General features: G+C 70.4%; 20 protein-coding genes. 13 read left to right on the top strand and 7 right to left on the bottom strand.

The window, feature by feature from the left end; genetic code table 11:
- Window positions 1–31 precede the first annotated feature (31 nt).
- A complete protein-coding gene (locus tag AJAP_RS33520) occupies window positions 32–1,321 on the top strand; it encodes a sensor histidine kinase (RefSeq protein ID WP_038518965.1) in 1,290 nt (429 codons plus the stop codon).
- A 279-nt stretch (window positions 1,322–1,600) separates the two neighbouring features.
- On the opposite strand, the gene AJAP_RS33515 is transcribed toward AJAP_RS33520, so the two are convergent.
- Both AJAP_RS33515 and AJAP_RS33510 read right to left on the bottom strand, forming a co-directional pair.
- Complete coding sequence (locus AJAP_RS33515) at window positions 1,601–2,431, bottom strand: siderophore-interacting protein (RefSeq protein WP_038518964.1); 831 nt, start codon at window positions 2,429–2,431, stop codon at window positions 1,601–1,603.
- Between the two features lie 14 nt (window positions 2,432–2,445).
- On the bottom strand, window positions 2,446–2,769 hold the full coding sequence (locus AJAP_RS33510) for an MGMT family protein (protein WP_037332048.1): 324 nt from the start codon (window positions 2,767–2,769) through the stop codon (window positions 2,446–2,448).
- Window positions 2,770–2,823: 54 nt separating this feature from the next.
- Between AJAP_RS33510 and AJAP_RS33505 the strand changes: the two genes are divergently transcribed.
- A complete protein-coding gene (locus AJAP_RS33505) occupies window positions 2,824–6,039 on the top strand; it encodes an ATP-dependent helicase (RefSeq protein WP_174492062.1) in 3,216 nt (1,071 codons plus the stop codon).
- Entirely contained in the window at window positions 6,036–9,293 is a 3,258-nt protein-coding gene (locus AJAP_RS33500) for an ATP-dependent helicase (protein ID WP_038518961.1), read from the top strand. The genes AJAP_RS33505 and AJAP_RS33500 overlap by 4 nt, the downstream gene beginning before the upstream one ends.
- Here AJAP_RS33500 and AJAP_RS33495 read toward each other — a convergent pair.
- Window positions 9,290–9,676: a DoxX family protein gene (locus AJAP_RS33495; protein WP_038518959.1), complete on the bottom strand. Its 387-nt coding sequence runs from the start codon at window positions 9,674–9,676 to the stop codon at window positions 9,290–9,292. The genes AJAP_RS33500 and AJAP_RS33495 overlap by 4 nt on opposite strands.
- An 88-nt stretch (window positions 9,677–9,764) precedes the next feature.
- Here AJAP_RS33495 and AJAP_RS33490 point away from each other — a divergent pair, with 88 nt between their 5' ends.
- Window positions 9,765–10,841 carry a potassium channel family protein gene (locus AJAP_RS33490; protein ID WP_037332041.1) on the top strand — a complete coding sequence of 359 codons (1,077 nt, stop codon included), beginning with the start codon at window positions 9,765–9,767 and terminating at the stop codon, window positions 10,839–10,841.
- A 170-nt stretch (window positions 10,842–11,011) separates the two neighbouring features.
- Window positions 11,012–11,416 (top strand): hypothetical protein, encoded by a 405-nt coding sequence (locus AJAP_RS33485; RefSeq protein WP_143202652.1) that lies wholly within the window; start codon window positions 11,012–11,014, stop codon window positions 11,414–11,416.
- Window positions 11,417–11,617: 201 nt separating this feature from the next.
- Here AJAP_RS33485 and AJAP_RS33480 read toward each other — a convergent pair whose 3' ends face one another.
- Window positions 11,618–12,703 carry a neutral zinc metallopeptidase gene (locus AJAP_RS33480; protein ID WP_228694704.1) on the bottom strand — a complete coding sequence of 362 codons (1,086 nt, stop codon included), beginning with the start codon at window positions 12,701–12,703 and terminating at the stop codon, window positions 11,618–11,620.
- 216 nt (window positions 12,704–12,919) lie between these two features.
- On the opposite strand from AJAP_RS33480, the gene AJAP_RS33475 reads away from it, so the two are divergent.
- The 7 genes from AJAP_RS33475 (at window position 12,920) to AJAP_RS33445 (ending at window position 19,745) form a co-directional block, all read left to right on the top strand.
- On the top strand, window positions 12,920–14,053 hold the full coding sequence (locus AJAP_RS33475) for a hypothetical protein (RefSeq protein WP_038518956.1): 1,134 nt from the start codon (window positions 12,920–12,922) through the stop codon (window positions 14,051–14,053).
- Window positions 14,047–14,688, top strand: a complete 642-nt coding sequence (locus AJAP_RS33470) for a DUF4129 domain-containing protein (protein ID WP_038518953.1) — start codon at window positions 14,047–14,049, stop codon at window positions 14,686–14,688. Before AJAP_RS33475 ends, AJAP_RS33470 begins: the two co-directional genes overlap by 7 nt.
- The gene (locus AJAP_RS33465; RefSeq protein ID WP_038518951.1) at window positions 14,685–15,809 is read left to right on the top strand and encodes a DUF4350 domain-containing protein; all 1,125 of its coding nucleotides are present in this window, start codon (window positions 14,685–14,687) and stop codon (window positions 15,807–15,809) included. Before AJAP_RS33470 ends, AJAP_RS33465 begins: the two co-directional genes overlap by 4 nt.
- 17 nt (window positions 15,810–15,826) lie before the next feature.
- A complete protein-coding gene (locus tag AJAP_RS33460; protein ID WP_038518948.1) occupies window positions 15,827–16,786 on the top strand; it encodes an AAA family ATPase in 960 nt (319 codons plus the stop codon).
- The gene (locus tag AJAP_RS33455) at window positions 16,786–18,072 is read left to right on the top strand and encodes a DUF58 domain-containing protein (RefSeq protein ID WP_038518945.1); all 1,287 of its coding nucleotides are present in this window, start codon (window positions 16,786–16,788) and stop codon (window positions 18,070–18,072) included. Before AJAP_RS33460 ends, AJAP_RS33455 begins: the two co-directional genes overlap by 1 nt.
- A 58-nt stretch (window positions 18,073–18,130) precedes the next feature.
- The gene (locus tag AJAP_RS33450; protein WP_038518942.1) at window positions 18,131–18,877 is read left to right on the top strand and encodes a maleylpyruvate isomerase family mycothiol-dependent enzyme; all 747 of its coding nucleotides are present in this window, start codon (window positions 18,131–18,133) and stop codon (window positions 18,875–18,877) included.
- An 85-nt stretch (window positions 18,878–18,962) separates the two neighbouring features.
- Window positions 18,963–19,745, top strand: coding sequence for an RICIN domain-containing protein (locus AJAP_RS33445; protein ID WP_038518939.1), 783 nt, complete (start codon window positions 18,963–18,965; stop codon window positions 19,743–19,745).
- A gap of 81 nt (window positions 19,746–19,826) precedes the next feature.
- Here AJAP_RS33445 and AJAP_RS33440 read toward each other — a convergent pair whose 3' ends face one another.
- Complete coding sequence (locus AJAP_RS33440) at window positions 19,827–20,900, bottom strand: SET domain-containing protein (protein ID WP_038518938.1); 1,074 nt, start codon at window positions 20,898–20,900, stop codon at window positions 19,827–19,829.
- 17 nt (window positions 20,901–20,917) lie between these two features.
- Window positions 20,918–21,925, bottom strand: a complete 1,008-nt coding sequence (locus tag AJAP_RS33435) for a stage II sporulation protein M (RefSeq protein WP_038518935.1) — start codon at window positions 21,923–21,925, stop codon at window positions 20,918–20,920.
- A gap of 61 nt (window positions 21,926–21,986) precedes the next feature.
- On the opposite strand from AJAP_RS33435, the gene AJAP_RS33430 reads away from it, so the two are divergent.
- Entirely contained in the window at window positions 21,987–22,868 is an 882-nt protein-coding gene (locus tag AJAP_RS33430; RefSeq protein WP_038518933.1) for an RDD family protein, read from the top strand.
- A 77-nt stretch (window positions 22,869–22,945) separates the two neighbouring features.
- Here AJAP_RS33430 and AJAP_RS33425 read toward each other — a convergent pair whose 3' ends face one another.
- Window positions 22,946–24,208, bottom strand: a complete 1,263-nt coding sequence (locus AJAP_RS33425; RefSeq protein ID WP_051972672.1) for a neutral zinc metallopeptidase — start codon at window positions 24,206–24,208, stop codon at window positions 22,946–22,948.
- Window positions 24,209–24,220: the final 12 nt, after the last annotated feature.

Below are 24,220 nucleotides of genomic sequence, written 5' to 3'. Positions count from 1 at the left end.
CTCGACACATCGGACGCGGGGAGGGCGGCGGATGTCCGAGTCTCAATCGGTCACCTTCGTGCGCGCGATGTTGCGAAAGGGCTCTTCGGTACTGGGCGCCAGCCCGGCCGACGAAGCACCCGACCCGGATTCGGTGCCGGACTGGCGCTATCGCGAGGACTCCGCGGACACGCTGCTGATGCGCGCGATCCGGTACTCGGCGCTGGGCCCGATCTTCTACCGCGTGGCCGCGTTTCCGAAGGTGTACATCGGTTTCCTGGTCGCGAACGGCTCGGCGGGGATCGTGCCGGTGCTGAGCACGACGATCCTCGGAATGCTGCTCAACGTCTTCGCGGTCTGGTGGGTGGTGCGCGGCCGCGGGATCCGGGCGAAGACGTCCGGACGCCTGATGTACGCGGATCTCGCCGTGGGCGTGGTGCTCACGACGATCGTGGCCGCCGCGGCGCCCACCGAGATCCAGCCGTTCGCCATCGACGTCGCGTGGACGTGGATGGTCGGGACGGTGGCGTTGTGGACGCTGTCGTTCGGGCTGCCCGCGGCTTGTCTGCTGCTGATCGCGGCCGTGCCGTTCCGGGCCTTCCTGACGTGGGTCGGCGGGCTCCCGCTCGATCATCCGCTCGCGCTGAGCCGGTCGGTGGGATGCATGGTCGCGCTCGTCGTGGCGATGGTGACCACGGCCGGGATCCTGATCCTGCTCGGCGTCGGGACCCGGTTCGCGCTGGGTATCGGGATGCGGCGGGGGCAGCGCGCCGAACGTCTGCGGACGCAGCGGGTGATGCACGATTCCGTGCTGCAGACGTTGGAAGCGATGGGGCTCGAAGCGCCGGACGACGATTCCGCCGCTTCGGAACGGCTCGCGGAGATGCGCGCGACGGCGCGGGCGCAGGCGGCCGAACTTCGGCGTGAACTGACCGGCCCCGACGCGCCCTCTGCCCGCGGGCTCGCGGCGGATCTCGCCGAGGTCGCCACCGAAATGGCGCGCGACGGCCTCCGCACCCAGCTCGTCGCCGCCGAGACCGAAGAGGACTACCGCCTCTCGCACGCGCGCCGGACCGCCATCCGGGACGCCGTCCGCGAAGCGCTTCGAAACACCGTGAAGCACGCTGGGACGAAACAGGTCGTGCTTCGCGTCGAGGAGTGCGAAGGCGGCGTCGCGGTCATCGCGCGGGATCAGGGGACCGGCTTCAGCATGCTGGACCGGCCGCCGGGCTTCGGGATCAGCCAGTCGATCATGGCGCGGCTGGCGGAGGTCGGCGGGCGGGGGACGATCGATTCGCATCCGGGGCGGGGGACCCGGGTGACGCTTTGGGTGCCGCACTGAGCGCGCTTCGGTGGCCTTCACGGACTTCCGGGAGCAAGGGACCTTTGCTATCGCTTGCTTAGCATGGCTACGTAAGTGGTAGCAAAGGTCCCTTGCTCTCTTTCCGCAGGTCAGGGCCTACTAGGGCGGGGCTGATGTCTCAAAGGGGCCCTTTGGGACGTCCAACGTCCCAAAGGTGGCCTTCAGGACATGCCACCGGCATGCCGCATGTCATGAAAGGGTCGTTCAGGACGAAAAACGTCCTGAACGACCCTTTCATGACACAACGCGAGAAGCCCCTCAGTCCTCCTCGGCCGCCGGAACCTCCCCGGCCTCCGCCTGCCGCATCGCCTCACGCCCAGCGGCCTCTTCGCTGACCCCCTGCCGCCAGTACCCCGTGAAGCAGATCGCCCGCTTGTCGATCCCGCGCTCCCGCACGAGGTGCCGCCGCACCAGCTTCACCATGTTCGCCTCGCCGGAAATCCACGCGTAGGCCGTCCCGCCCGGCAGTTCCGCCTTCCGCACGGCCTCCAGAACCGCCGAGCCGACGTCGCCGGAACCGCGCACCACCCAGTGCAGCTCCACGGTTCCCTGCGTTTCGAAGACCTGCCGGTCTTCGCGATCACCGATCTCGATGTAGACCAGCGCTCGCGTCCCGGCGGGCAGTGCCTCGACGATCGCGCCGATCGCCGGGATCGCGGTCTCGTCGCCGATCAGCAGCTGCCAGTTCGTCTCCGAAGGCACGTCGTAGAGCCCGTGCGGCCCGAGGAAAGCGACCCTGTCGCCCTCCGAAGCGCGCGAAGCCCACGCGGAGGCGGGGCCTTCGTCGCCGTGCAGCACGAAGTCGATGTCGACCTCCTGCACGGACGGCCGCAGCGCGCGCACGGTGTACGTGCGCATCGGCGGGCGGACGTCGTCGGGCATCGCGAGGTAGGTCCGGTACCAGGACAGCACTTCGTCGCCGCTCAGCGGCGCGGGCAGCACGGGTTCCGACTGGCCGGGCTGCGGGAAGAACACCTTCAGGTACTGGTCGGGCGCCTGGTCCACCAGCGACGCCCCCGAGAAGGTCACCCTGCTCATATGCGGGGTGAGCCGCCTGACGCCGGTCACCTTCGCCTCGATGTAGCTCATTAGGGGAGGCTAACCTAAAAGAGCGCGCCGGGACCAGCGTCGTCGCCGGGATCACGTTGCCAGCGGTATTTCCGCAGGTCGACGCGCTGTCCGTCGGGTATGACGCCTTCCGCGCGCAGTCGTTGCAGCTGTTCGTCGACCAAATGCGGGGCCGGTGTCCCGTCGGCCCGCAGAATGCGGTGCCAAGGCAGGTCCTGGCCGTCCTCGCCGAGGATCCGGCCGACCAGCCGCGGTGACGGCGCTCCCGAAACCGACGCTATATCCCCATAAGTCGCGACCGAGCCGGCGGGCACGCTCGCGATGACCTCGCGCACCCGCTCGTGCAGTTCGTCATCCATGGGACCACTTTGCCGTGCCGCTGCGAGGTTGTGTCGGCGGGGCGTGGTTCCATCGTGGGCGTGAACGGGCGGCGAACAGCGGCAGGAACCGACGCGCGGCTGGTCCGCACGCCGGTCACCGGCACGCCGTCCTTCCAGTGGGATTCCGGCGCCCGCCGCCTGCTGGCCGCCCCGGACGGGTTCCGCAGGGTCCTCGGCGGCCCCGGCACCGGTAAGACGGCCTTGCTGGCGTCGGCGGCGTCGCGGCGTATCGCGGAGGGCGCGAATCCGGAGAGCGTGCTCATCCTGACCACGTCCCGCAAGGCGGCCGAGGCCCTGCGCGCCGACATCACCCATCGGCTCACCACCGATCCGGAAGAGGATCCGCTGCCGCGCACGATCCGCGAGCCGCTCGTGCGCACGGTGCATTCGTACGCGTACGCGCTGTTGCGGATGGAGGCGCAGGCCGACGAGCTTCCGCCGCCCCGACTGCTGGCCGGGGCGGAGCAGGACGTCGTCGTCCGCGATCTGCTCGCCGGCGACATCGAGGAAGGCGCGCTCGACTGGCCGGAGCAGCTGCGCCCCGCGCTGGGCGTGCCCGGTTTCGCCGAGGAGTTGCGAGACCTCCTGCTCCGCGCCGCCGAACGAGGGCTCGGCCCGGAGGATCTGGTCGAACTCGGCAGGCGGCGCGGCCGCGAAGAATGGATCGCGGCCGGGCGCTTCTGGAGCCAGTACGAAGAGGTCACCCTGCTGCAGGGCGCGGGCGGCAACGCGCTCGGTGTGGCGAGCGCGCCCGCGCTGGACGCGGCGGAGCTCGTCACTTCCGCCCTGCTCGCCTTGGAGGACGACCCGGACCTGCGTGAACGCGAGCAGCGGCGCGTCCGGCACCTGTTCGTCGACGACGCGCAGCATCTCGACCCGCTGCAGACCCAGCTCGTCCGGCTCATCGGGCACGCGGCCGACGAGTTCGTCGTCGCGGGCGACCCCGATCAGTCCGTGTTCTCCTTCCGTGGCGCGGATCCCCGCCTGTTCGCCGACGCGGACGAGGACGGCGAGCGCACGGTCCTGCTGACCACGGCGCATCGGCTCGCGCCGGTCATCCGCACGGCCGTCACGAAACTCGGTTCCGTGCTTCCCGGGTCGTCGCCGCAGCGCAAACTCGTCGACGCGCCTGACGCCGAGGGCGGTGTCGTCCGTGTGCGCCTGATGCCGACCCCGGCCTCAGAGGCGAGCTGGATCGCCGATCAGCTGCGCCGCGCGCATCTCGTCGACGGCGTGCCGTGGTCGGAGATGGCGGTACTCGTCCGATCACCCGCCCGTACTTTCCTTGTCCTGCAACGTGCTCTGCGCGCGGCGGGGGTGCCGATCGGTTCGGCCACGGAGGAGCTGCCGCTCGCGAAACAACCCGCAGTTCGTCCTCTGCTGGCGATGCTGCGGCTCGCCGCGGATCCGGAACTGCTCGACGTCGACCTCGCCGAGATGCTGCTCTCCTCGCCTTTGGGTGGCGCGGATCCGCTCGCCCTGAGGCGGCTGCGGCGCGGTTTGCGCAGGCTGGAGCTCGCGGGCGGCGGACAACGGTCCAGCGACGAGTTGCTGGTGGAAGCCTTACGCACCAACGATGTTCTCACCGGCCTCGCCGAGGCCGAGTCGCTCCCGATGCGCCGGATCGGCGGTCTGCTGCACGCGGCGCATCAGGCCGTGGTGCGCGGTGACGGCGTCGAGCAGGTGTTGTGGGATCTGTGGCAGGCCAGTGGTCTGGAGCAGCGTTTGCTGCGGTTGGTCGATCGCGGCGGATCGCTGGGCTCGCAGGCGGATCGGGATCTCGACGCGATCGTCGCGCTCTTCGACGCGGCTGGTCGTTATGTCGACAGATTGCCGAAGGCGAGTGTCGCTTCGTTCGCGGATTATCTGTCCTCACAGAACATCGCGGGTGACACGCTGGCACCCGCGGCCATGAAGAGCGAAGGCGTTTCGCTGCTCACCGCGCACGCGTCCGCGGGTCGCGAGTGGACGGTCGTCTCGATCGCCGGTGTCCAGGAAGGCAGCTGGCCGGATCTGCGGTTGCGCGGATCCGTGCTCGGCGTCGAGCGGCTGGTCGACCTCATGTCCGGGGTCGACGACGAAAAGGTGTCCGCCACCGCGCCGATCCTCGCCGAAGAGCGGCGGCTGTTCTACCTCGCCGCGAGCCGCGCGCGGAAGACGTTGCTGGTCAGCGCGGTCGCGGGGGAGGACGAGCAGCCCTCGCGGTTCATCGACGATCTGGAGGAGAACGGCGCGGACGACGGCGGGCTCGACTCGCGGATGAAACCGGCGGGACGTTCGCTGGTGCTCGCCGAACTCGTCGGTGAGCTGCGCGAGGTCGTCTGCGACGAGACGAGCGACCCGGAAAGGCGGCAGCGGGCGGCCCGTCAGCTCGCGAAGCTGGCCTCCGCGGGCGTGCCGGGCGCGCATCCGGGCACCTGGTACGGCCTGCTGGAACCGTCCACCGGCGAACCCGTGCACGGGCCGGGCGACCTCATCCGCATCTCACCGTCCACTGTGGAGGTTCTGGTCAAATGCCCGTTGCGCTGGCTGATCGAACGCCACGGCGGCAGTGACCCGGCGCAGCTCGCCGCGGTCACCGGAACGCTGGTGCACGGGCTCGCGCAGGCGGTCGCCGGCGGCAGCAGCGACGAGCAGATCCGCGCCGCCCTCGACGACGCCTGGGTGCGGGTCGACGCCGGGGCGCCGTGGTTCTCGCGCCGCGAGCGGTCGCGGGTCGAGCAGATGCTGCGGAACTTCATCTCCTGGCTGGAATCCAGCCGCAAGGAGCTGATCGAAGCCGGGGTCGAGCAGGACATCGAGGTCGAACTGCCCGTCGGCGATGACGACGTTCGCGTGCTCCTGCGCGGCCGCGTAGACCGCGTGGAGATGGACAAGGACGGCCGTCCGGTCGTGATCGACATCAAGACCGGCAAGGTCCCGATCTCCGCCGCCGACGCCGAACAACATCCGCAGCTGGCCGCGTATCAGCTCGCCGTATTGCTCGGCGCGGTCGAGGGCGGTTCGAAACCCGGTGGCGCGCGGCTGGTCTACGTCGCGAAGTCCAACAACAAGACCGGATCCACCCAGCGCGAGCAGGCGCCGCTGGACGAGGACGGCGGCAAGCAATGGCTCGAACTGGTGCGCTCGGCGGCCGGATCCGCCGCGGGGCCGGAGTACGGCGTCACCGAGAATCCGGACTGTGATCGTTGCCCGGCAAGGGGTTGCTGTCCGCTGCGCCCCGAGGGCAGGCAGGTGACCGGCCCTTGATCTCCGAACTCCAGCGCCGCCAGGTCGAACCGGGCGAGATCGCCCGCGCGCTCGGCCTGCACAGCCCCACCGACGAGCAGGCCGAGGTCATCGCGGCACCCATCGAGCCGTCGCTGGTCGTCGCGGGCGCGGGCGCGGGCAAGACCGAGACGATGGCCGCGCGCGTCGTCTGGCTGGTGGCCAACAGTGTCGTGCCGCCGGAACGCGTGCTCGGCCTGACCTTCACCCGCAAGGCCGCCCGTCAGCTCGGCGAACGCGTCCGCACCCGGCTGCGGCGGCTCGTGGGATCGGGACTGCTCGACAAGATCGACCCGACCGGTGATCTGCGCACGACGGTGACCGCCGGCGAGCCGACGGTGCTGACCTATCACGCGTATGCCGGGCGGCTGCTGTCCGAACACGGCCTGCGGCTGCCCGTCCAGCCCGGCGTCCGGCTGCTGTCGGAGACGTCTTCGTGGCAGTTCTCGCATCGCGTCGTGTCCACTTGGGACAATGACCTCGACACCGATCGCGTGCCCTCGACGGTGACGGCGCAGTTGCTGGCGCTGGCCGGGGAACTCGGCGAACACCTCGTCGAGACCGAACGGCTGGCGCAGTACACGTCTTGGCTGTGCGAGGTCATCGAGAACGCGCCGAGGGCGAAAGGGCAGCGTGCTTCTCTGCCGCAGAAGCTGGCCGAAGTCATGACGGCGCAACGGTTCCGCCTCGCGCTCCTGCCGCTGGTCGAGGCGTATCACACACGGAAACGAGCGGAAGGCGCGCTCGACTTCGCCGACCAGATGTCGCTGGCCGCGCAGCTCGCCAGCAGCTATCCGGCGGTGGTCGCGGGGGAGCGCGAACGCTACGGCGCCGTCCTGCTCGACGAGTACCAGGACACCGGGCACGCCCAGCGGATCCTGCTGCGTTCGCTGTTCGGCGGGGTGGAACATCCGCCGATGCCGGTGACCGCGGTCGGCGATCCGGCGCAGGCCATCTACGGCTGGCGCGGCGCGAGCGCGGCGAACCTGCCCCGGTTCACCACGGACTTCCCGCGTGACAACGGCGAGCGGCTCGTTCCGGCCCTGGATTTCGGGCTGCTGACCAGCTTCCGCAATCCGCCCGAGGTGCTCGAACTCGCGAACGCGATCTCGGAGCCGCTGCGGGAACGCGGCCTCGGTGTCGCGCGGCTGCGCGCGCTGGAGGGCGCGGGGGCCGCCGACATCGCCGCCGCGCTGCTGCCGGACATCCGCGCCGAACGCGAGTGGGTGGCCGACGCGGTGGCGAAACGCTGGTTCGAAACCGTGGAGGAGACCGGAAAGCCACCGACCGCGGCGGTTCTGGTGCGTCGTCGTGCCGACATGGCGCCGATCGCGGCGGAGCTGCGAGCGCGTGGGCTTCCGGTGGAGGTCGTCGGTCTCGGCGGCCTCCTCGACGAACCCGAGGTCGCGGATCTGGTGAGCACGTTGCGAGTGCTCGCCGATCCGCTCGCGGGCAGCGCTGCCGCCCGGCTGCTGACCGGGGCGCGCTGGCGGATCGCGGCGGCCGACCTCGCGGCGTTGTGGCGCCGGGCCGGTGAACTCTCGTCGCCGGTGCCGCCGTCGGGGAAGTCCGATGTGGACGAACCGGTGCTGGTGACCGAGCGGGTCGAGCAGGCGGGACTCGCCGATGCCATCGACGATCCCGGGACGCCGGAACGCTATTCGTCCGAGGGATACCGGCGTATCCGGAAGATCGGCGCCGAGCTTTCGGCGTTGCGACGGCGGCTCGACCAATCGCTGCCCGAACTGGTCGCCGACGTGGAACGCACGATGCTGCTCGACGTCGAGTCGCTGGCCCGTCCCGGCCCGGCCGGGCGCGCGCACCTGGACGCTTTCGCCGACGTCGTCACGGATTTCGCCGAGACCTCGCCGACGGCCACGCTTTTGTCCTTTGTGGACTATCTGAACACGGCCGCGCACGCGGAAGACGGGCTCACCCCCGGTGAAGTGGAGGTGGTCCCGGATCGGGTCCAGGTACTGACGGTGCATTCGGCCAAGGGGCTGGAATGGCGCATCGTCGCGATTCCGCATCTGGTCAAGGAGGTCTTCCCCGGGCGGCGGCGTTCGTCATCGTGGCTGCGGACGTCGACCTCGCTGCCCGCCGCGCTGCGCGGGGACTCGGAGGATCTGCCGGAGCTGCGGATCCCCGAAGGCGCGGACCGCAAGGAAGTCCAGGAAGCGCTGGAACTGCACGAAGAAGGCTTCGTCGCGCGGGAAGCGGATGAAGAGCGGCGGCTCTGCTACGTCGCGCTGACCCGCTCCGAGCACACCATGCTGATCTCCGGCCATTGGTGGAACGAGAGCAGCGCGCGGCCGAAGGGGCCGTCGGAGTTCTTGCTGGAAATCGGCGAGGTGATGCGGGGCAACTCGGTCGGCCGCATCGAGCCCTGGGCCGACGAGCCCGAGACCGACGGCGAGAACCCGCTGGTCGCCGACGCCCGCCGGTCGCGGTGGCCGGTCGATCCGCTGTGGCCGCGGCGCGAGGGCGTCACGAACGGCGTCGACATGGTGCTCGGGGCGATGGAGGACGCCGAGCATGCGGAAGAGGAGGAAGAGGACGATCCGGACGGCTGGATCTCCGACACCAAGGTGCTGCTGGAGGAGCGGGCGCGGGCGCGGGACCGGGTGCAGCAGGTCGTCCTGCCGCCGCATCTCTCGGTGAGCCAGCTGGTCGAGCTGTCGGCCGATCCCGCGGCGCTGGCCAAACGGCTGCGGCGGCCGCTTCCCGTACGCCCCAACACGTACGCGCGGCGAGGGACGGCGTTCCACGGCTGGCTGGAGCAGCGGTTCGGCGGCGAGCAGTTGCTGGAGATCCACGACCTGCCGGGGGCGGCGGACGTCGACGAGGCGCCCGACACCGAACTGGAAGCGCTGCAGACCGCGTTCGAGAAGAGCGAGTGGGCGCACCGGGTGCCGCACGCGGTCGAGGTGCCGTTCTCGGCGGACGTCGTGGGCGTGACGGTGCGCGGGCGGATGGACGCGGTGTTCGCCGACGCGGACGGCGGCTGGACCGTCGTCGACTGGAAGACCGGTGCCGTTCCGGAAGCCGACCGGGTCGAGTCGCTGGCCGTGCAGCTGGCGGCGTACCGGCTGGCCTGGGCGGCGTTGAAGAACATCCCCGTGGAGAAGGTACGGGCGGCGTTCCACTACGTGAAACACGACAAGACCGTCCGCCCGGCGGATCTGCTGGACGCCGAAGGACTACGCCGGCTCCTGCGAAGCGTCCCGACGATCTAAGCGCGGTCGCGGACCTTCAGAGCCCAGGTCACCAACGGGATCTGCAGCGGGACTCGGGCCCAGAAGGCCGCCCGCCAGTGCTTCGGGGCCTTCCGGCGGTCGGCGTCGACGGCCATCTTCACGTTGCCAGGCAGGACCACGACGAACAGCAGCGCGGCCGCGAGCCCGCCGAGCCGTCGCGTCTTCGGATTGGCGACCGCGGCGGCGACGCCCAGCTCGGCCACGCCGGATCCGTAGGTCCAGGCCCGAGGGGAGCCGGGAAGCTGCTTCGGGATGATGGCGTCGAACGGTTTCGGCTGGACGAAGTGCAGGACACCGGCCGCGCCGAGCAGGCCGGCGAGGAAATGGGCGGGCCGTTGAGACGGTCGGGAATCCGAAGACATGCCCTGAGCTTCGCATACCGAGCTGAACGGAAGGTACTTCGGCTATCCTCCCGACCGTGAGTGACGCGGACCAGGCCGGAGCCTGTGCATGAGGGTTCTCAAGCGTTTCCCGGTCAGGCTGAGCGACCGCCCGGACCACGAGCTCGTCGGTGTGATCCGGATGCCGGAGCTGACGGTCAGCCCACTGCGGTCGATCCTCAAACGGATCATCGGCGCGATGCTCGCCCTGCTGGCGACCGTGCTGATCGTCTACCTCGACCGGGACGGTTACCGCGACGCGAACGGCGACGGGCTCACGTTCCTCGACAGCCTCTATTACGCGACGGTGTCGCTGTCGACCACGGGTTACGGCGACATCGCGCCCGCGACGCCGTCCGCGCGGCTGGTGAACGTCCTGGTGATCACCCCGCTGCGGGTGCTCTTCCTCATCGTCCTGGTCGGTACCACACTCGAAGTGCTCACCGAGCGCTCCCGCCAGGCTTTCAAGATCCAAAAGTGGAGGACGAAGGTGCGTGACCACACGGTCGTCGTCGGATTCGGCACGAAGGGCCGGTCGGCGGTCAACGCGCTGCTCGGGGACGAGAACGTCGAACCCGACCACATCGTCGTCGTCGACACGGACCAGCAGGCCCTCGAAGCGGCCACGTCACTCGGGCTGGTGACCGTGCACGGCTCGGCCACCCGCGCCGACGTGCTGCGCGTCGCCGGGGTCCAGCGGGCGCGCGCCGTCGTCGTCGCCCCGAACCGGGACGACACCGCCGTGCTGGTCACGCTGACCGCCCGTGAGCTGGCGCCGAAGTCGCACATCGTGGCGTCGGTGCGGGAGGCGGAGAACGTCCACCTGCTGAAGCAGTCGGGCGCGAACCAGGTCGTGGTGTCGAGCGAGACCGCCGGGCGCCTGCTCGGCATGGCGACGTCGACGCCGCTGGTGGTCGACATGGTCGAGGACCTGCTCACCCCCGAGTCCGGTCTCGCGATCGCCGAACGCCCGGTGGAGCCGTCCGAAGAGGGCGGGTCGCCGCGGCATCTGCCGGACATCGTGCTGGGTGTCGTCCGCGACGGCGTGCTGTACCGGGTGGACGCCCCGCAGGCGGACGCGATCGAGCCGGGGGACAAGCTGCTGTACATCCGCAAGGTGACCGCGGCGGAGACGATCGAGCGGTAGCAGGGGCTATTTGCTATCACTCTGCCTGGACAAATGGGCTCCTCTGTTCTGCCGCTGCCACCACCTCTCCGGGCTCCTGTGTTTTGCCGCGAGGTTCTGGGAGCATGGCGTTCGTGCGCAAGCGATCGGACCCCGCCAGAGGGCTCACCCCGGGGTGGAACTCCCTGGCCGTGGCGGCCGGGGTCGGCCTGCTGGTGGTCTTCCTGGCGTGGTTCGCCGGGCCGGGACTGTTCGGTATCTCGAACGAGACCAAGGGGACGACCGTGCAGGCGGAGGTCGTTCAGCCCGCACCCTGTACCGGCGGCGCCACCGAGAGGGTCAAGTTCGAATTCGGCGGCGCGCCCATGGAAGGTTCGCTCAACGGCTGCGGACACGGCCAGGGTGAGCGCATCGAGGTCGTCGTCCCGGACGGGGCCGCGGGGGACGCCGTGTCGGTGCACGCGGCCGATGCGACGGCCGGAGCGAGCGACGCGCGGCGGCCGCTCGGGCTGGCACTGCTGGTGTTCAGCTGCTTCGCGGGCGGGATGTACGTCTTCCTGGTGTTGCGGGGGCCTCGGGTTCCGGTGACGGCCTGATCGTCGGTCCAGGTGGTCGTGAGTGGCGATTCGGGTTCTAACCCGAATCGCCACTCACGACCACGGTGACCAGCCGCACCGGGCAAGCCGGAATCGCCCACGGCCCCGCATCCGTCGGCGAGCGGCAACCCCCACCCGAAACGCGTGAAGGCCTCCTTCCCTCGGCTCAGCCGAGGGAAGGAGGCCTTCACGCGCGAAGAGTCAGGAAACGGCGCTCGAAGGAGCCGAGAAGGTGTTGCAGTCGGCGATCCGGTTGTTGCTCGCACCGGCCCGCCACCACGACGCGTAGTGCGCGTTCGTCCCGTGATCCTGGCTGCGCGAGGTGTTGTCGCCGCGGGTCTCCTGGTCGTTCCAGGCCTTGTTGTACATGTCCCGGCTGACCGTGCCGCCCTGGTCGACGTGCGCGCCGAGGAACATCCCGGAGAAGCACTGCGCCTGCAGTTCCTTGCGCCGCGACATCTCCAGCCCGGCCGGGCTGTTCTGGCCGGCGTCGTAGATCTTCTGCCAGGCCGCGTCCATCAGCCCGGCGACCTCCTGCACGTGATGTCCGTACTCGTGCGCGAAAAGGGCCAGGTAGACGCCGGGGTTGTTGCCGTACTGGTCGGTCTGCAGACCGCGGAACGGCACGTAGAGGTTGTTCTCGCAGTAGTACGCCGCCGTCGCGATGCCCACTTGGATGGTGCCGCATTCGGTTTCGAAGCTGGCCCCGGTCGGGAAGTGCAGGGCGGGCGGGGTGAACGGCAGGTCGTAGGCGTCGAGGAACGGGCCCCAGGCGTTGTCGAGGCATTTGCCCGCGGCGGTGAAGAACGCCTCGGCGGCCTGCTGGCTGCTCTGCCACTGCGGCAGCGTGCAGACCCGGTTCCGCAGGCCGGCGTTCGGGTCCTGGAGGATCGGGTGGTCACCGAGTTTGAGGATCTTCTGCGGCCCGCTCGACGAAGACGGCGCCTTGGTCGGTGACGACGGGAACGGGTTCGTCGACGACGAGGGCGACGAAGACCCGCTCGGCGGCAGTCCCGCCTGCGAAGGCGTGTTCGGGAGGGTGCTGTAGCCCGCATTCGCTACGTGATCGGAGTCGTCACGATTGAGTGAAACGATCGCGACCAGGCCGAGGACCAGCACGGCGACCGCGCCGAGGCAGATGGCGACGATCGCGCCAACGGACCGGCGCGGCGGCGGAGGCGGGAAGTGGTGCGGCGCGCCCTGCCACTGGGCAGGGGGCTGGCCGTGCACCGGCGGTGGCTGGACGGCGCCGCGTGGCGGCCACTGGCCGTGGGGCGGTTGCGTCATCAAGTCGGTCCCGGTGGTTCTAGGGGCGAACCGGGGGCACCCGGTCCGATGTTCAGCATAACGAGCTAACGGCGTCCCCACCCACAGCTCGGCTGCAGAGGGTATCCAGCGTGAGGCGAGCGGTCACCCATCAGTGTCGTCCCCCCAGCTCTGGCCGGGTGTCGGACCCTCTGGAAGAGTGTTCGTAAGCAACGTGAACGGGTAAGGGGCTGTCGCATGACGGAGACCGGCGGACCGTCCGGGCCGGAAGGCACCGAGACGCCGAAGCCGCAGGCGGGGGAATCACCACAGCCGCAGGCGGATACACCGGCCCCGCCGCAGTCGGACACGCCGACGCCGCCGCAGGGGCAAGCGGCGCAGCAGTGGCAGTCACCCTCCGGGGCGACGCCGCCGCCTCCGCTGCCGTCGTACCAGCCCCCGCCGCAGCAGCAGTACCCGAACTGGAAGGTCGGCCTCGGCAGGCCCGGCGTCATCCCGCTGCGCCCGCTGAACCTGACCGACATCCTCGACGGCGCGGTCACGGCCATGCGCAAGTACTGGCGGATGGTCTTCGGCGCCGCCGCGGTCACCGCCGTGCTCACCGCGGCCATCAACCTGGTCGGACTGCTGCTGGTCGACACGACGGGCGACCTCGAACAGGTCCGCGATCTCGGCCCGGCGGCCACCGATCAGGAACTGATGAACCAGATGGTCGGCATCCTCGGCGGGACGCTGGCGACGTCGTTCATCACCCTCGTCGCCACCCTGCTCGGGACGACCGTCCTGACCGGATTCCTGACCGTCCTGATGGGCAAGGCCGTCCTCGGCAAACCGGTCACGTTCAAAGAGGCCGCGAAGGAGGCGGCGCCCCGGCTGCTGCCGCTGCTCGGGCTGACCGTGCTCTACACGCTGGCGATCCTGGTCGGGGCGATCTTCTGCCTGCTGCCCGCGATCATCCCCTACACCTTCTGGGCGCTGGCCAGCCCGGCGTTCATCCTCGAACGCGGCACCGTGATGGAGGCGTTCCGCCGGTCGGTGAAGCTGGTCTCCGGCATGTTCTGGCGGGTCTTCGGGATCCTGTTGCTGGCGTACGTGATCTCGTCGTTCCTGGCGTCGATCATCACGATCCCGTTCAGCTTCAGCGCCTTCCTGTCGATCTTCGGCAATCTGGACCAGATCTACGTCCCGTCGACCGGTGACCTGATCCTCCAGTCGGTCGGCACGGTGATCGCCCAGACGATCGTCGGCCCGTTCACCGCACTGGTCACCGTGATCCTCTACATCGACCAGCGGATGCGCCGCGAGGGCATGGACATCGAGCTGGCCCGCGCGGCCGGCATCCAGACGCCGCCTCCGCCGCAGGCATGGTGACGCGCTTCCTCACCGAGGTCCCGGTCGACATCGACCGGGACACCGCCCGGCTGCGCGCCGCCGAGGAGCTCTCGGGACCGGCCTACCAGGCCGCGAAACCGAGCTGGCTGTCCGAGGCGTTCACCTGGGTGGTCGAGAAACTGCTGGGTTTCCTCGAAACGGTCAATGGCGTCGTGCCCGGCGGGATCTTCGCCGTGGTGCTGCTGGCCGTCGTGCTGATCGTGCTGGTCGTGGTGATCCGGCTGAAGTCCGGACCCTTGGCGACGTCGGCCAGGAGCGGGCGCGCCGTGTTCGCCGGGCAGCGCAAGGCTTCCGGCGAACATCGCAAGGCGGCCGAGGAAGCCGCGGCGCGGGGCGACTTCGACGACGCCGTGCGTGAGCGGTTCCGTGCCGTGGTGCGGTCCTTGGAGGAGCGGGCGCTGCTCGACGAGAAGTCCGGACGGACCGCCGACGAGGCCGCCCTCGAAGCCGGACGGCTGCTTCCCGACGTCGCCGAGCCCCTGCGCGCCGGCGCCCGGCTGTTCGACGACGTCCACTATGGAGACATCCCCGCCACGGCGGACGGCTACCGGTCACTGTCCGATTTGGACGAACGCTGCCGTCGTGCCCGGCCGGTCGCCTTGGCGGCCGGATGACCTCGGTTTCGCCCGACGCCCGCCGGATCTGGCGCGGGGTGCGGCTCCCGCTCGCGGTCGTCCTCCTGATCGTGCTGACCGGCACGCTGCTCGTGCTCCTCCAGGGCGAGCAGACCACCGGCGCGCTCGAACCGGGTTCCTACGAGCCCGGCGGCGGCCGCGCGCTGGCGACGTTGCTGGAACGGGAAGGCGTCAAGATCCCGGTCGTGCGCACCGCCGCCGAGGCCAAGGGAGTCGCGAGGGACGCGACGGTCTTGATCACCAAACCCGAGTACGTGCCCAAGAGCGCCTTCGCGGAGATCAGGCAGAACGCCGAGCACATCGTGCTGGTGCAGCCGAGCCCCGGCACGGTCGAGGAAGTCCTTCCCGGCGTGCGGGTGAGCGGCCAGGCCGAGATCGAGACCCGCACGCCCGAGTGCGAGGCCGCGGATCCCGTGGCGGCGGGGAGCGCGACGATGGGCGGTCTGAAGTATTCGGCCACGCAACCGCGGGCCCTGGACTGCTACGGCGGCTCGTATCTCGAGGTCCCCGGTCCACAAGGGACGGTGACCGTGCTCGGCACCCCCGCCCCGCTGACCAACGAGTGGCTGGCCGACGAGGGCAACGCGGCGCTGGCGATGCGGATGCTCGGCAAGCACGAGCGGCTCGTCTGGTACCTGCCGACGCCCGCCGACCCCTCGCTGGAGACCGAAAAGAAGCCGCTGTCCGAACTGATCCCGGCGGGCTGGTCGTACGCGGCTCTGCAGGCCGGGGTCGCGGTGGTGCTGCTGGCGTTGTGGCGCTCGCGACGGCTGGGGCCGGTGGTGACCGAGCCGATCCCGGTCGTGGTCCGCGCGGCCGAGGCCACCGAGGGCAGGGCGAGGTTGTATCGCAAGGCGAAGGCCGCCGCGCACGCCGGGGAAACCTTGCGTGAGGCGGCCCGCGCGCGGCTCCGGCCGTTGCTGGGGCTCACCCGCGACGCCGAACCGGCCGCGTTGGTGGAGTCCGTCGCCGCGCGGACCGGCCGGGCGCCCGCGGAGATCGGCGCGCTGTTGTACGGGGATCCGCCCGCGGATGACGCCGCGCTGGTGCGGCTGGCGGACGGACTCGATGTCGTGGAACGAGAGGTGGAGCGGTCTTGAGTAGCGATCAGTCCAGTATGGACGGTGCGGCCGAAGCCCGGGCGGCGCTGATCGCCCTGCGCGCCGAGGTCGGGAAGGCCGTGGTGGGCAACGACGCGGCCGTCACCGGGCTCATCATCGCGTTGCTGTGCCGGGGACACGTGCTGCTCGAAGGCGTTCCCGGGGTGGCGAAGACCTTGCTGGTGCGGGCGTTGGCGGCCGCGCTGGACCTGGAGACGACGCGGGTTCAGTTCACGCCGGACCTCATGCCGGGCGACATCACCGGCTCGATCGTCTACGACGCGCACAGCGGCGAGTTCTCCTTCCGCGAGGGCCCCGTGTTCACGAACCTGTTGCTGGCCGACGAGATCAACCGCACGCCGCCGAAAACGCAGTCTTCGCTGCTGGAGGCGATGGAAGAGCGTCAGGTCTCCAGTGACGGCAAGACGCGGCCGCTGCCCGACCCGTTCATCGTCATCGCGACGCAGAACCCGGTCGAATACGAAGGCACGTACCCGCTGCCCGAGGCGCAGCTGGACCGGTTCCTGCTGAAGCTGACCATGCCGATGCCGTCCCGCGAGGACGAATTCGGCATCCTTTCCCGGCACGCGCAGGGTTTCGACCCGCGTGACCTCGGCGCGGCCGGGGTCACTCCGGTCGCCGGGATCGCCCAGCTCGACGCCGCACGGCGCGCCGTCGCCGGGGTCACCGTGCGGCCGGAGGTGCTCGCCTACATCGTCGACGTCTGCCGGGCGACGCGGTCGATGCCGTCCGTGCGGCTCGGCGTCTCCCCGCGTGGCGCCACCGCGCTGCTGGCGGCGACGCGGGCGTGGGCGTGGCTCGCGGGCCGTGATTACGCCACCCCGGACGACGTCAAAGCCTTGACACGGCCGGCATTGCGGCACCGTCTCGACCTGCGGCCCGAGGCCGAACTCGAAGGCGCGACCGCCGACGGCGTGCTGGACCGCGTCCTCGCGTCCGTGCCCGTTCCGCGCTGATGGCCGTCACCGGGCGGCTCGGGCTGCTGGCGCTCCTCGCGGCGCCGGTGGTCGGTTTCCTGCTGCCCTCGTGGGCCGGGATCGGGCTGGCCGCGGCGGTGCTGCTTCTGGTGGTGGTGCTGGATCTCCTGCTCGCCGGGAGTGTGCGACGGCTTCAGTTCGCGCGGTCCGGCGCGACGTCCGTGCGGCTGGGGGAGGAGTGCGAGGTCACGCTGACCGTGGCCAATCCCGGCGGCCGTCCGGTGCGCGCGTGGCTCCGCGACGCCTGGCCGCCCAGCGCCGGCGCGGAGGACCGGCACCGCCTCACCCTGCCTGCGGGCGAACGCCGTGTCGTGACCACACGACTTCTGCCGACCCGTCGCGGCGACCGGACGGCGGTCCGGGTCACCGTCCGGTCGACCGGGCCGCTGGGGCTCGCCGCCCGGCAGGGTTCGCACGACGTGCCGTGGACCGTGCGGGTGCTGCCGCCGTTCCACAGCCGCAAGCATCTGCCGTCGCGGCTGGCGCGGCTGCAGCAGCTCGATGGCCGCAACGCGGTGCTGATCCGGGGCCAGGGCACGGAATTCGACTCGTTGCGCGAGTACGTGATCGGCGACGACGTCAGGTCGATCGACTGGCGGGCTTCGGCGCGCGCGTCCGACGTCATGGTGCGGACCTGGCGTCCCGAACGCGACCGGCACGTGGTGCTGGTGCTCGACACCGGCCGCGTTTCGGCGGGCCGGGTCGGGGACGCGCCGCGGCTCGACGCGGCGATGGACGCGGCCCTGCTGCTGGCCGTGCTCGCCGCCCGGGCGGGTGACCGTGTCGATCTGCTGGCGTATGACCGGCAGGTCCACGCGGCGGTCCAGGGATCGACGGATCTGTTGCCCGCCTTGGTGAACGCGATGGCGCCGCTCGAACCGTCGCTGGTCGAGACCGACGCGCGGGGCATGGTCGCGGAGGTGCTGCGGCGGACCCGGCGGCGCGCGCTGGTCGTCCTCCTGACCGGGCTGGACGCGGCGCCGCTGGAAGAAGGCCTGTTCCCGGTGCTGTCGAAGCTGACCTCGCGGCATCAGCTGATGATCGCTTCGGTCGCGGACCCGCGGGTCGCCGAGATGGCGGCGGGCCGTGGCGACGCGGAAGCCGTCTACGACGCGGCGGCGGCCGAGCGGGTGCTGGCCGAACGGCGCCAGGTCACCGCGCGGCTGGCGCGGCACGGGGTCGAGGTCGTCGACGCCGTGCCCGAGGATCTGCCGCCGCGGCTGGCGGACCGGTATCTCGCGCTGAAGGCCGCCGGACGACTGTGATGTCGAGAGCCGCGCGCCGGCTCCGACCTCCTGGCGAACCGAGCACCAGGAGGACACGATGGATTTCGACCGGCACTGCGCGGAGATCGTCACCCAGGCCGAATTACTCACGACCGAACTGGCGGACGCCGACCTGACGACGCCCGTGCCGTCCTGTCCCGGCTGGACGCTGGGCGCGCTGGTGCGGCACCTCGGCGGCGGGCACCGCTGGGCGGCCGAGATCGTCCGGAGCCGGGCGACGGCGCCGGTTCCCGACGACCAGGTGCGCCGGGTGGACGGCGACGATTCCGGCCCGTTGCCCGCGTCTTGGCTGGTGGACGGTGCTTCCGCGCTGGCGTCCGCGCTGCGGGACGCGGGGCCCGACGCCGAAGTCTGGGTGCCGTTCCACTACCGGACCGCGTCGTTCTACGCGCGTCGTTTCACCCACGAGACGCTGGTTCACCGCGCCGACGCGGCGCTGGCCGCGGGCCTGGAGTTCCGCGCTTCGCCCGAAGTCGTCCGCGACGCGATCGACGAGTGGATGGAACTCGAATCGCTCCCGCTGCATTTCGAGTTCAGGCCGGAGAAGCGGGAGATCCTCGGCTCCGGCCGGTCCGTCGGTTTCGAGTCGGGGGAACACGCGTGGTTCCTCGGCCTCGACGGCCCGGTCGTCACCTGGGAGCGGGGTCGGCTCGGGGCCGCCGTGACCGTGCGTGGCTCGCTGACGAATCTGTTGCTGGCGCTCTACCAGCGCGAGGACGCCGAGGACGTCGTCGGTGATCTTGATCTGTTCAAGCTGTGGCAGACGCATGTGCGGTTCGGCTGAACCCGATGGAGTGGTGCCGGTTGGCGGGCGGGGGCGCGGGCGGTTAGCTCGGAAGGAGATCCGGACCGACAGGATGGGGCCAGGTTTGCGCAAGCTCGTGCTGTTCTTCGCGGTGCTTCCGGTGGTGCTGCTCGTGTCACCCGCTTCCGCGCAGCCCGCCGGGAAGCCCGTCTACCTCGCCGACGGGGGCGGAACCGTCTCCTTGGCCGCGGCCGACGGCAAGCTTTCGCTCGCGGACGCGAAGGACGCCAACGCGCAATGGGTGTACGACAAGGCGGCGTTGTCGTACAAGCATGTCGCGAGTGGACAGTGCCTGACGGCGATCAGCCCCGTCGACGGCGTCGGCGTCAAACTCGTGGCGTGCGACGGCAAGGACCGCCACCAGCAGTGGCGCCGCAACGCCGGGCTGCCCGGGCTGGTTCTGCTGGCGAACGTGGCGACCGCGCGCTGCCTGACCGCGGAGGCGCCCGCCGTCGGATCGCGTCTGTACCAGGAGGTCTGTTCGCTGCCGGGGCTGTCCAACACCTGGGCGGCGGGGGTGCGGACACTCGCGATCCTGTCGGGGAACGGGCAGCGGCTGTCCACGAAGACGCCCGGCCAGCCGTTCGTGGTGCGCGTGATCGGTGAGAACGGCCAGCCCGCGGCGGACGTGCCGGTGAACTTCTTCGTCCGCGCGGCACGGCCGAAGAACGTGCTGGTCTTCGAAGGCGGCTCCGAGACGGCGGCGGCCAAGACCGGCGCCGACGGTTCGGCGACCAGCCCGAAGATCGTGCTGACCGAACCGGGCGAGTTCGAGATCCGGTTCACCGGCAGCGCGAGCCTGGAGGACGGGAACAGCATCACCTTCGAGGGCAGCTGCACCTGCTGAGCTGCGGCCGGGTTGGTCGTGAGTGGCGTTTCGGGTTAGAACCCGAAACGCCACTCACGACCAACCCGGCCCACGCGAAACCTAAGCCACCAGCGCGAAACTCGAGTAGTACTCAGCCGACGGATCCCGCGAACCGTTCCGGTCCGGGCTGACCTCGGCGCCGACCCAGCCCTGGAACGCGCCCGCGTCGTCGATCACCTGCAGCAGCGGGCGGACGTGACTGTTGCCGAGGTAGCAACCGTTGTAGGACAGGCATTCGCACCAGAACTCGTAGCTGTTGCGCCGTCCGCCGAAGGCGTCGCTCAGGTAGTAGAACCGCCTGTCGCCGGTGTCGATGATCTTCTTCGCGCAGGCCTCGTATCCGGCGCCGGGGAGGCAACAGGAGGTCGGGTCGCATCCGGAGTCGTACTGCACGTACCCGAGGCAGGAGCCGTCGTCGCACTTGTTCCACGCCGGGCCGACGCCGAGCGCGCCGCTGCTGCCGCGGGTCCAGTTCGTGATCGCGCGGCGGTTCACGCCCTGCCCTTCGAGCAGGTACGACCGCTGGGTCGCGCGGACCGAACTCATCGGGGCCTTGCTGGTCTGCGCGAGGGAGGCGTTGCTGCCGTAGGCGATGCCGCTGGTGATCGAGTAGTTGTCGCTCACCAGTTGCAGACGTCCGAGACCGGGCCGCGTCTCCGAAACAGCCCACGTCTCCGTGAGGTTCACGGGAGTGGTGGTGCCGTCGACGGTGCTGCTGGTCCAGGTGATGGCCACCTGACCGGAGTTCTCGGCGTAGGTGCCGGTGAAGTGGCCGTTCGGAGCGCCGGTGAAACCGGGCGCGGTCTTGATCGGGCAGTTGTTGCGGGGATTGGTACCCGGCGCCCAGTCACCGCAGTAGTAGACGTCGCCGCTGTCGACCGGGACGGGGAAGCCCGCCTGGCTCCAGGTCCAGAAGTTGTGCGCGACGGTGTTGTCGGCCGGGTTGAACACGAGATAGCCGAGGCGGACGTAATTGCGGTCGGCGTCGGTCCGGAATCCGCCGACGCTCACCACCCAGTTCAGCTTGCCCGACGGCGCGGACACGGTCCTGGCCTGGGACGCGCCGACGAGGAGCGTCGAGGCGAGTACGGACAGGACGACGATCGCGAAGGCGCGTAACCGTTTTCTCCCCATGAAAGGAGCTAACCAGGTCAGCCCGCTTCCGGTCGAGAATCTCCAGCGTATCGCCAGTCGACATCACCCACTTCGCCCGCTTTCGCGGCGCGACGCCCGACAATGAACACGTAAAGTAAGAATGCGATCTCGGCGATTACTCCGATTCCTATCCTCGCCCAGGTCGGCAGGCCCGACGGCGTCACGAAACCCTCGATCACGCCGGAGATCAGCAGCACGACGGTCAGCCCCAGCGCCATCACCACGACCGACCGCCCTTGCTCGCCGAGCGCCGCCGTCCGGGAACGGCGTCCCGGGTCGATGACCGTCCAGCCGAGCTTCAGGCCCGTCCCGGCCGCGACGAAGACCGCGGTCAGCTCCAGCAGGCCGTGGGGCAGGATCAGCCCGAAGAACACGTCGAGCCGTCCGGCCGAGGACATCAGCGCCGCGCCGATCGCGAGGTTCAGGGAGTTCGCCCAGAGCGCGTAGATCACCGGGACGCCCAGCACCACGCCGAGGAACAGGCAGGTCGCGGCCACCCAGGCGTTGTTGGTCCACACGCGCGCGGCGAAGGAACCCGCGGGGTCGGACGAGTAGTACGTCTCGTATTTCCCGCCCGGCGCGGTCAGGTCCTTGAACTCCTCGGGCGAGGCCAGCGACGCGAGCACTTGCGGGTCTCCGGCGATCCACACCGCCGCGATCGCCATCACCGCGATCGACGCCGCCGCCGACGCCAGCCACCAGCGACGGCTCAGGTACAGCGCCGCCGGGAACCGGTGGGTGAAGAACAGGCCGACCTCGCGCCAGGCGGGACTGTGCGAACCGGTGACGGCCGAGCGCGCCTTCGCGACGAGGCCGGACAGCTGCGCCACGAGCACCGGGTCGGGCGCGACCGAGCGGATGATCGAAAGATGCGTCGCGACGCGCTGGTACAGCGTCACCAGCTCGTCGGCGTCCGGGCCGCTGAGCTTCCCGGCGCGGCCGACGAGGTCGCGCAGCCGGTTCCATTCGGCCTGGTGCGCGGCGACGAACACGTCCACGTCCAACTCGGAGCCCTCCCGGCGATCGTCCTTGGTCGCCCAGCCTATTCGTCACTACGCTTGCCGGGTGGAACAAGAGTCCGAACTCGTCACCGGCGAGGCCGTCGTCCTGGACGTGCGCGCGGCGAAACTGGCCAGCCGCGGGCTCGCCATGATGCTCGACGTCGCTCTCCAGCTGATCGCCCTGATCGTCGCGATGCTGGTGCTCAGCCAGGTCGCCGTCTTCGGTGACGAAGCGCTGGCACTGACGCTGTTCCTGGTGACCCTTGTGCTGATCATGGTCGGCTACCCGGTGATCTGCGAGACACTGAGCCGCGGCCGCACGCTCGGGAAGATGGCGCTCGGCCTGCGGGTGGTCCGCACCGACGGCGGCCCGGTGCGGTTCCGGCACGCGCTGGTCCGCGGGCTCGCCGGATTCTTCATCGACTTCTGGGCGCTGGGCATGCTCGGCGTCGTGGCGGTGGTCACGTCGCTGCTGTCACCCAACGGCCGTCGCGTCGGCGACTACCTCGCCGGCACGCTGGTGATCCGGGAACGCATGCCCGCCGCGCGCACGCCGTACGTCGGGATGCCGCCGCAGCTGGCGTACTGGGCTTCGCAGCTGGACCTGACCCGGCTGCCGAACGATCTCGCGCTGGCCGTCCGCCAGTATCTGGGCCGCACGAGCGAGCTTCGCCCCGAAGCGGCCGAAGCGCTCGGGTACGGGCTCGCGCAGCAGGTCGCGGCGGCGATCGGGGCTCCGGTGCCGCCGGGGGTGCCGTCCTGGGCGTACCTGTCGGCGGTGCTGGCCGAGCGGCGGCAACGGGACCAGGCGAAGCTGCAGCCGGCGGTCCAGTACGGGCCGCCTGCTGTGCAGTCCTATCCGCAGCCGACCGCCCCCGCCCCGGTCGCCCAACCGCAACCGCCCACGGAACCGGCCCCGGAAAACCCCTTCGCACCTCCGGGCTGACCTACCCGCCGTCCCGCGTGCAGGCCTCCTTCCCTTGGCTCAGCCGAGGGAAGGAGGCCTGCACGGACAGTCGCGCATCAGGAAACGTCGGCCGACTTCGCCGCCCACGTGTTGCACTGGAACATCCGATTCTTCTGCGCGCCGTGCTGCCACCACGAGACGGCGTGCGCGTCGGAACCGTGGTCGCGCGGGCCGCCGTTGTGGTCGCCGCGGTCCTGTGTCTGCCAGGCGTCGCGGTACATCGCCTGATCGACCGAGCCGCCGCGCCCCACCGTCGAACCCAGGAACGTCCCGGAGAGACACTGCGCCGAAAGCTCGTTGCGCCGCGACATCTCCAGGCCCGCCGCCGAGTCGGTGCCCGCCTCGTACCGTGCGTCCCAATAGGCCTCTGAGATCCCCGAAAGCGCCTGGATGTGATGCGCGTACTCGTGGGCGAAGACCGCCAGATAGACCCCGGGCCGGTTGCCGTACTGAGAGACCTGAAGGCCTTCGTACGGCATGTACAGCGTCTCGTTCTGTGAGCAGTAGAACGCCGCCACCGAGCCGCCGCTGGCGTCACCGCACGGGCTCGACCAGTTCTTGCCGGACGGGTACTTCACGGTCGGGACCCGGAACGGCAGTTTCGTGTAGTTCATGACCTGCTGCCAGACGCTGTCCAGGCACGGCCGCGCGCTTTCGAAGAACGCCGCCGCCGCGTCCGGGTTGTTCGCCCAGCGCGAGAGGTTGCACGGCTGGTTCGGCAGGCCGACCTGGGAATCGAGCCACAGCGGGTTGTCCGCCAGCTTGTGGTGCGGCTGCGGGCCGGACGGGGCACGGCTGGCGGACGTCTCCCGGGTCGAGCCGGCCGACGTCTCGCGTGTGCCGGTCGAATCACGCGAACTTGTGGCCGTCGTCGTCGACGAAGCTGTATCGCTGGTCGTCGTGTAGTCCGAAGTGGAGGTTGCCGAATAGCTGGAGTAGCCGACGTCCGCGACGTGTTTCGACTTGCCGTTCGCGATGGTGATCACCATGAGCAGCCCGCCCATGACCGCCATCACGGCCACGATTGCGACCGCCGCGATGACCCCGCCGTTCGACTTCTTGGCTTGATATCCCCCGTAGGGCGCGAAAGCGGGCTGGGCGAAACGCGGGCCGTACGGAAGCTGCGGCGGGCCGACGGCACCGGGCCGGAACGGGACCGGCGCGCCGATCTGCGGCGGCGGCAGCGGTGCCGCGCCCGGCGGGGGTAGCGGCATGCCACCGCTCGGCGGACCCGGCCGGAACGGCGGCGGAACCGGCGTCGGCCGGGAAATCGGCGGGCGACCGGGCGGGACGGGACCCGGCCGGTTCGGCGGCGGCATCGGCCGGCCCCC

Origin of the sequence: Amycolatopsis japonica, from assembly GCF_000732925.1 — a bacterium.
In the GTDB taxonomy this organism is placed as follows: Bacteria; Actinomycetota; Actinomycetes; order Mycobacteriales; family Pseudonocardiaceae; genus Amycolatopsis; species Amycolatopsis japonica.
This window is presented reverse-complemented; position numbering and strand designations above follow the sequence as displayed.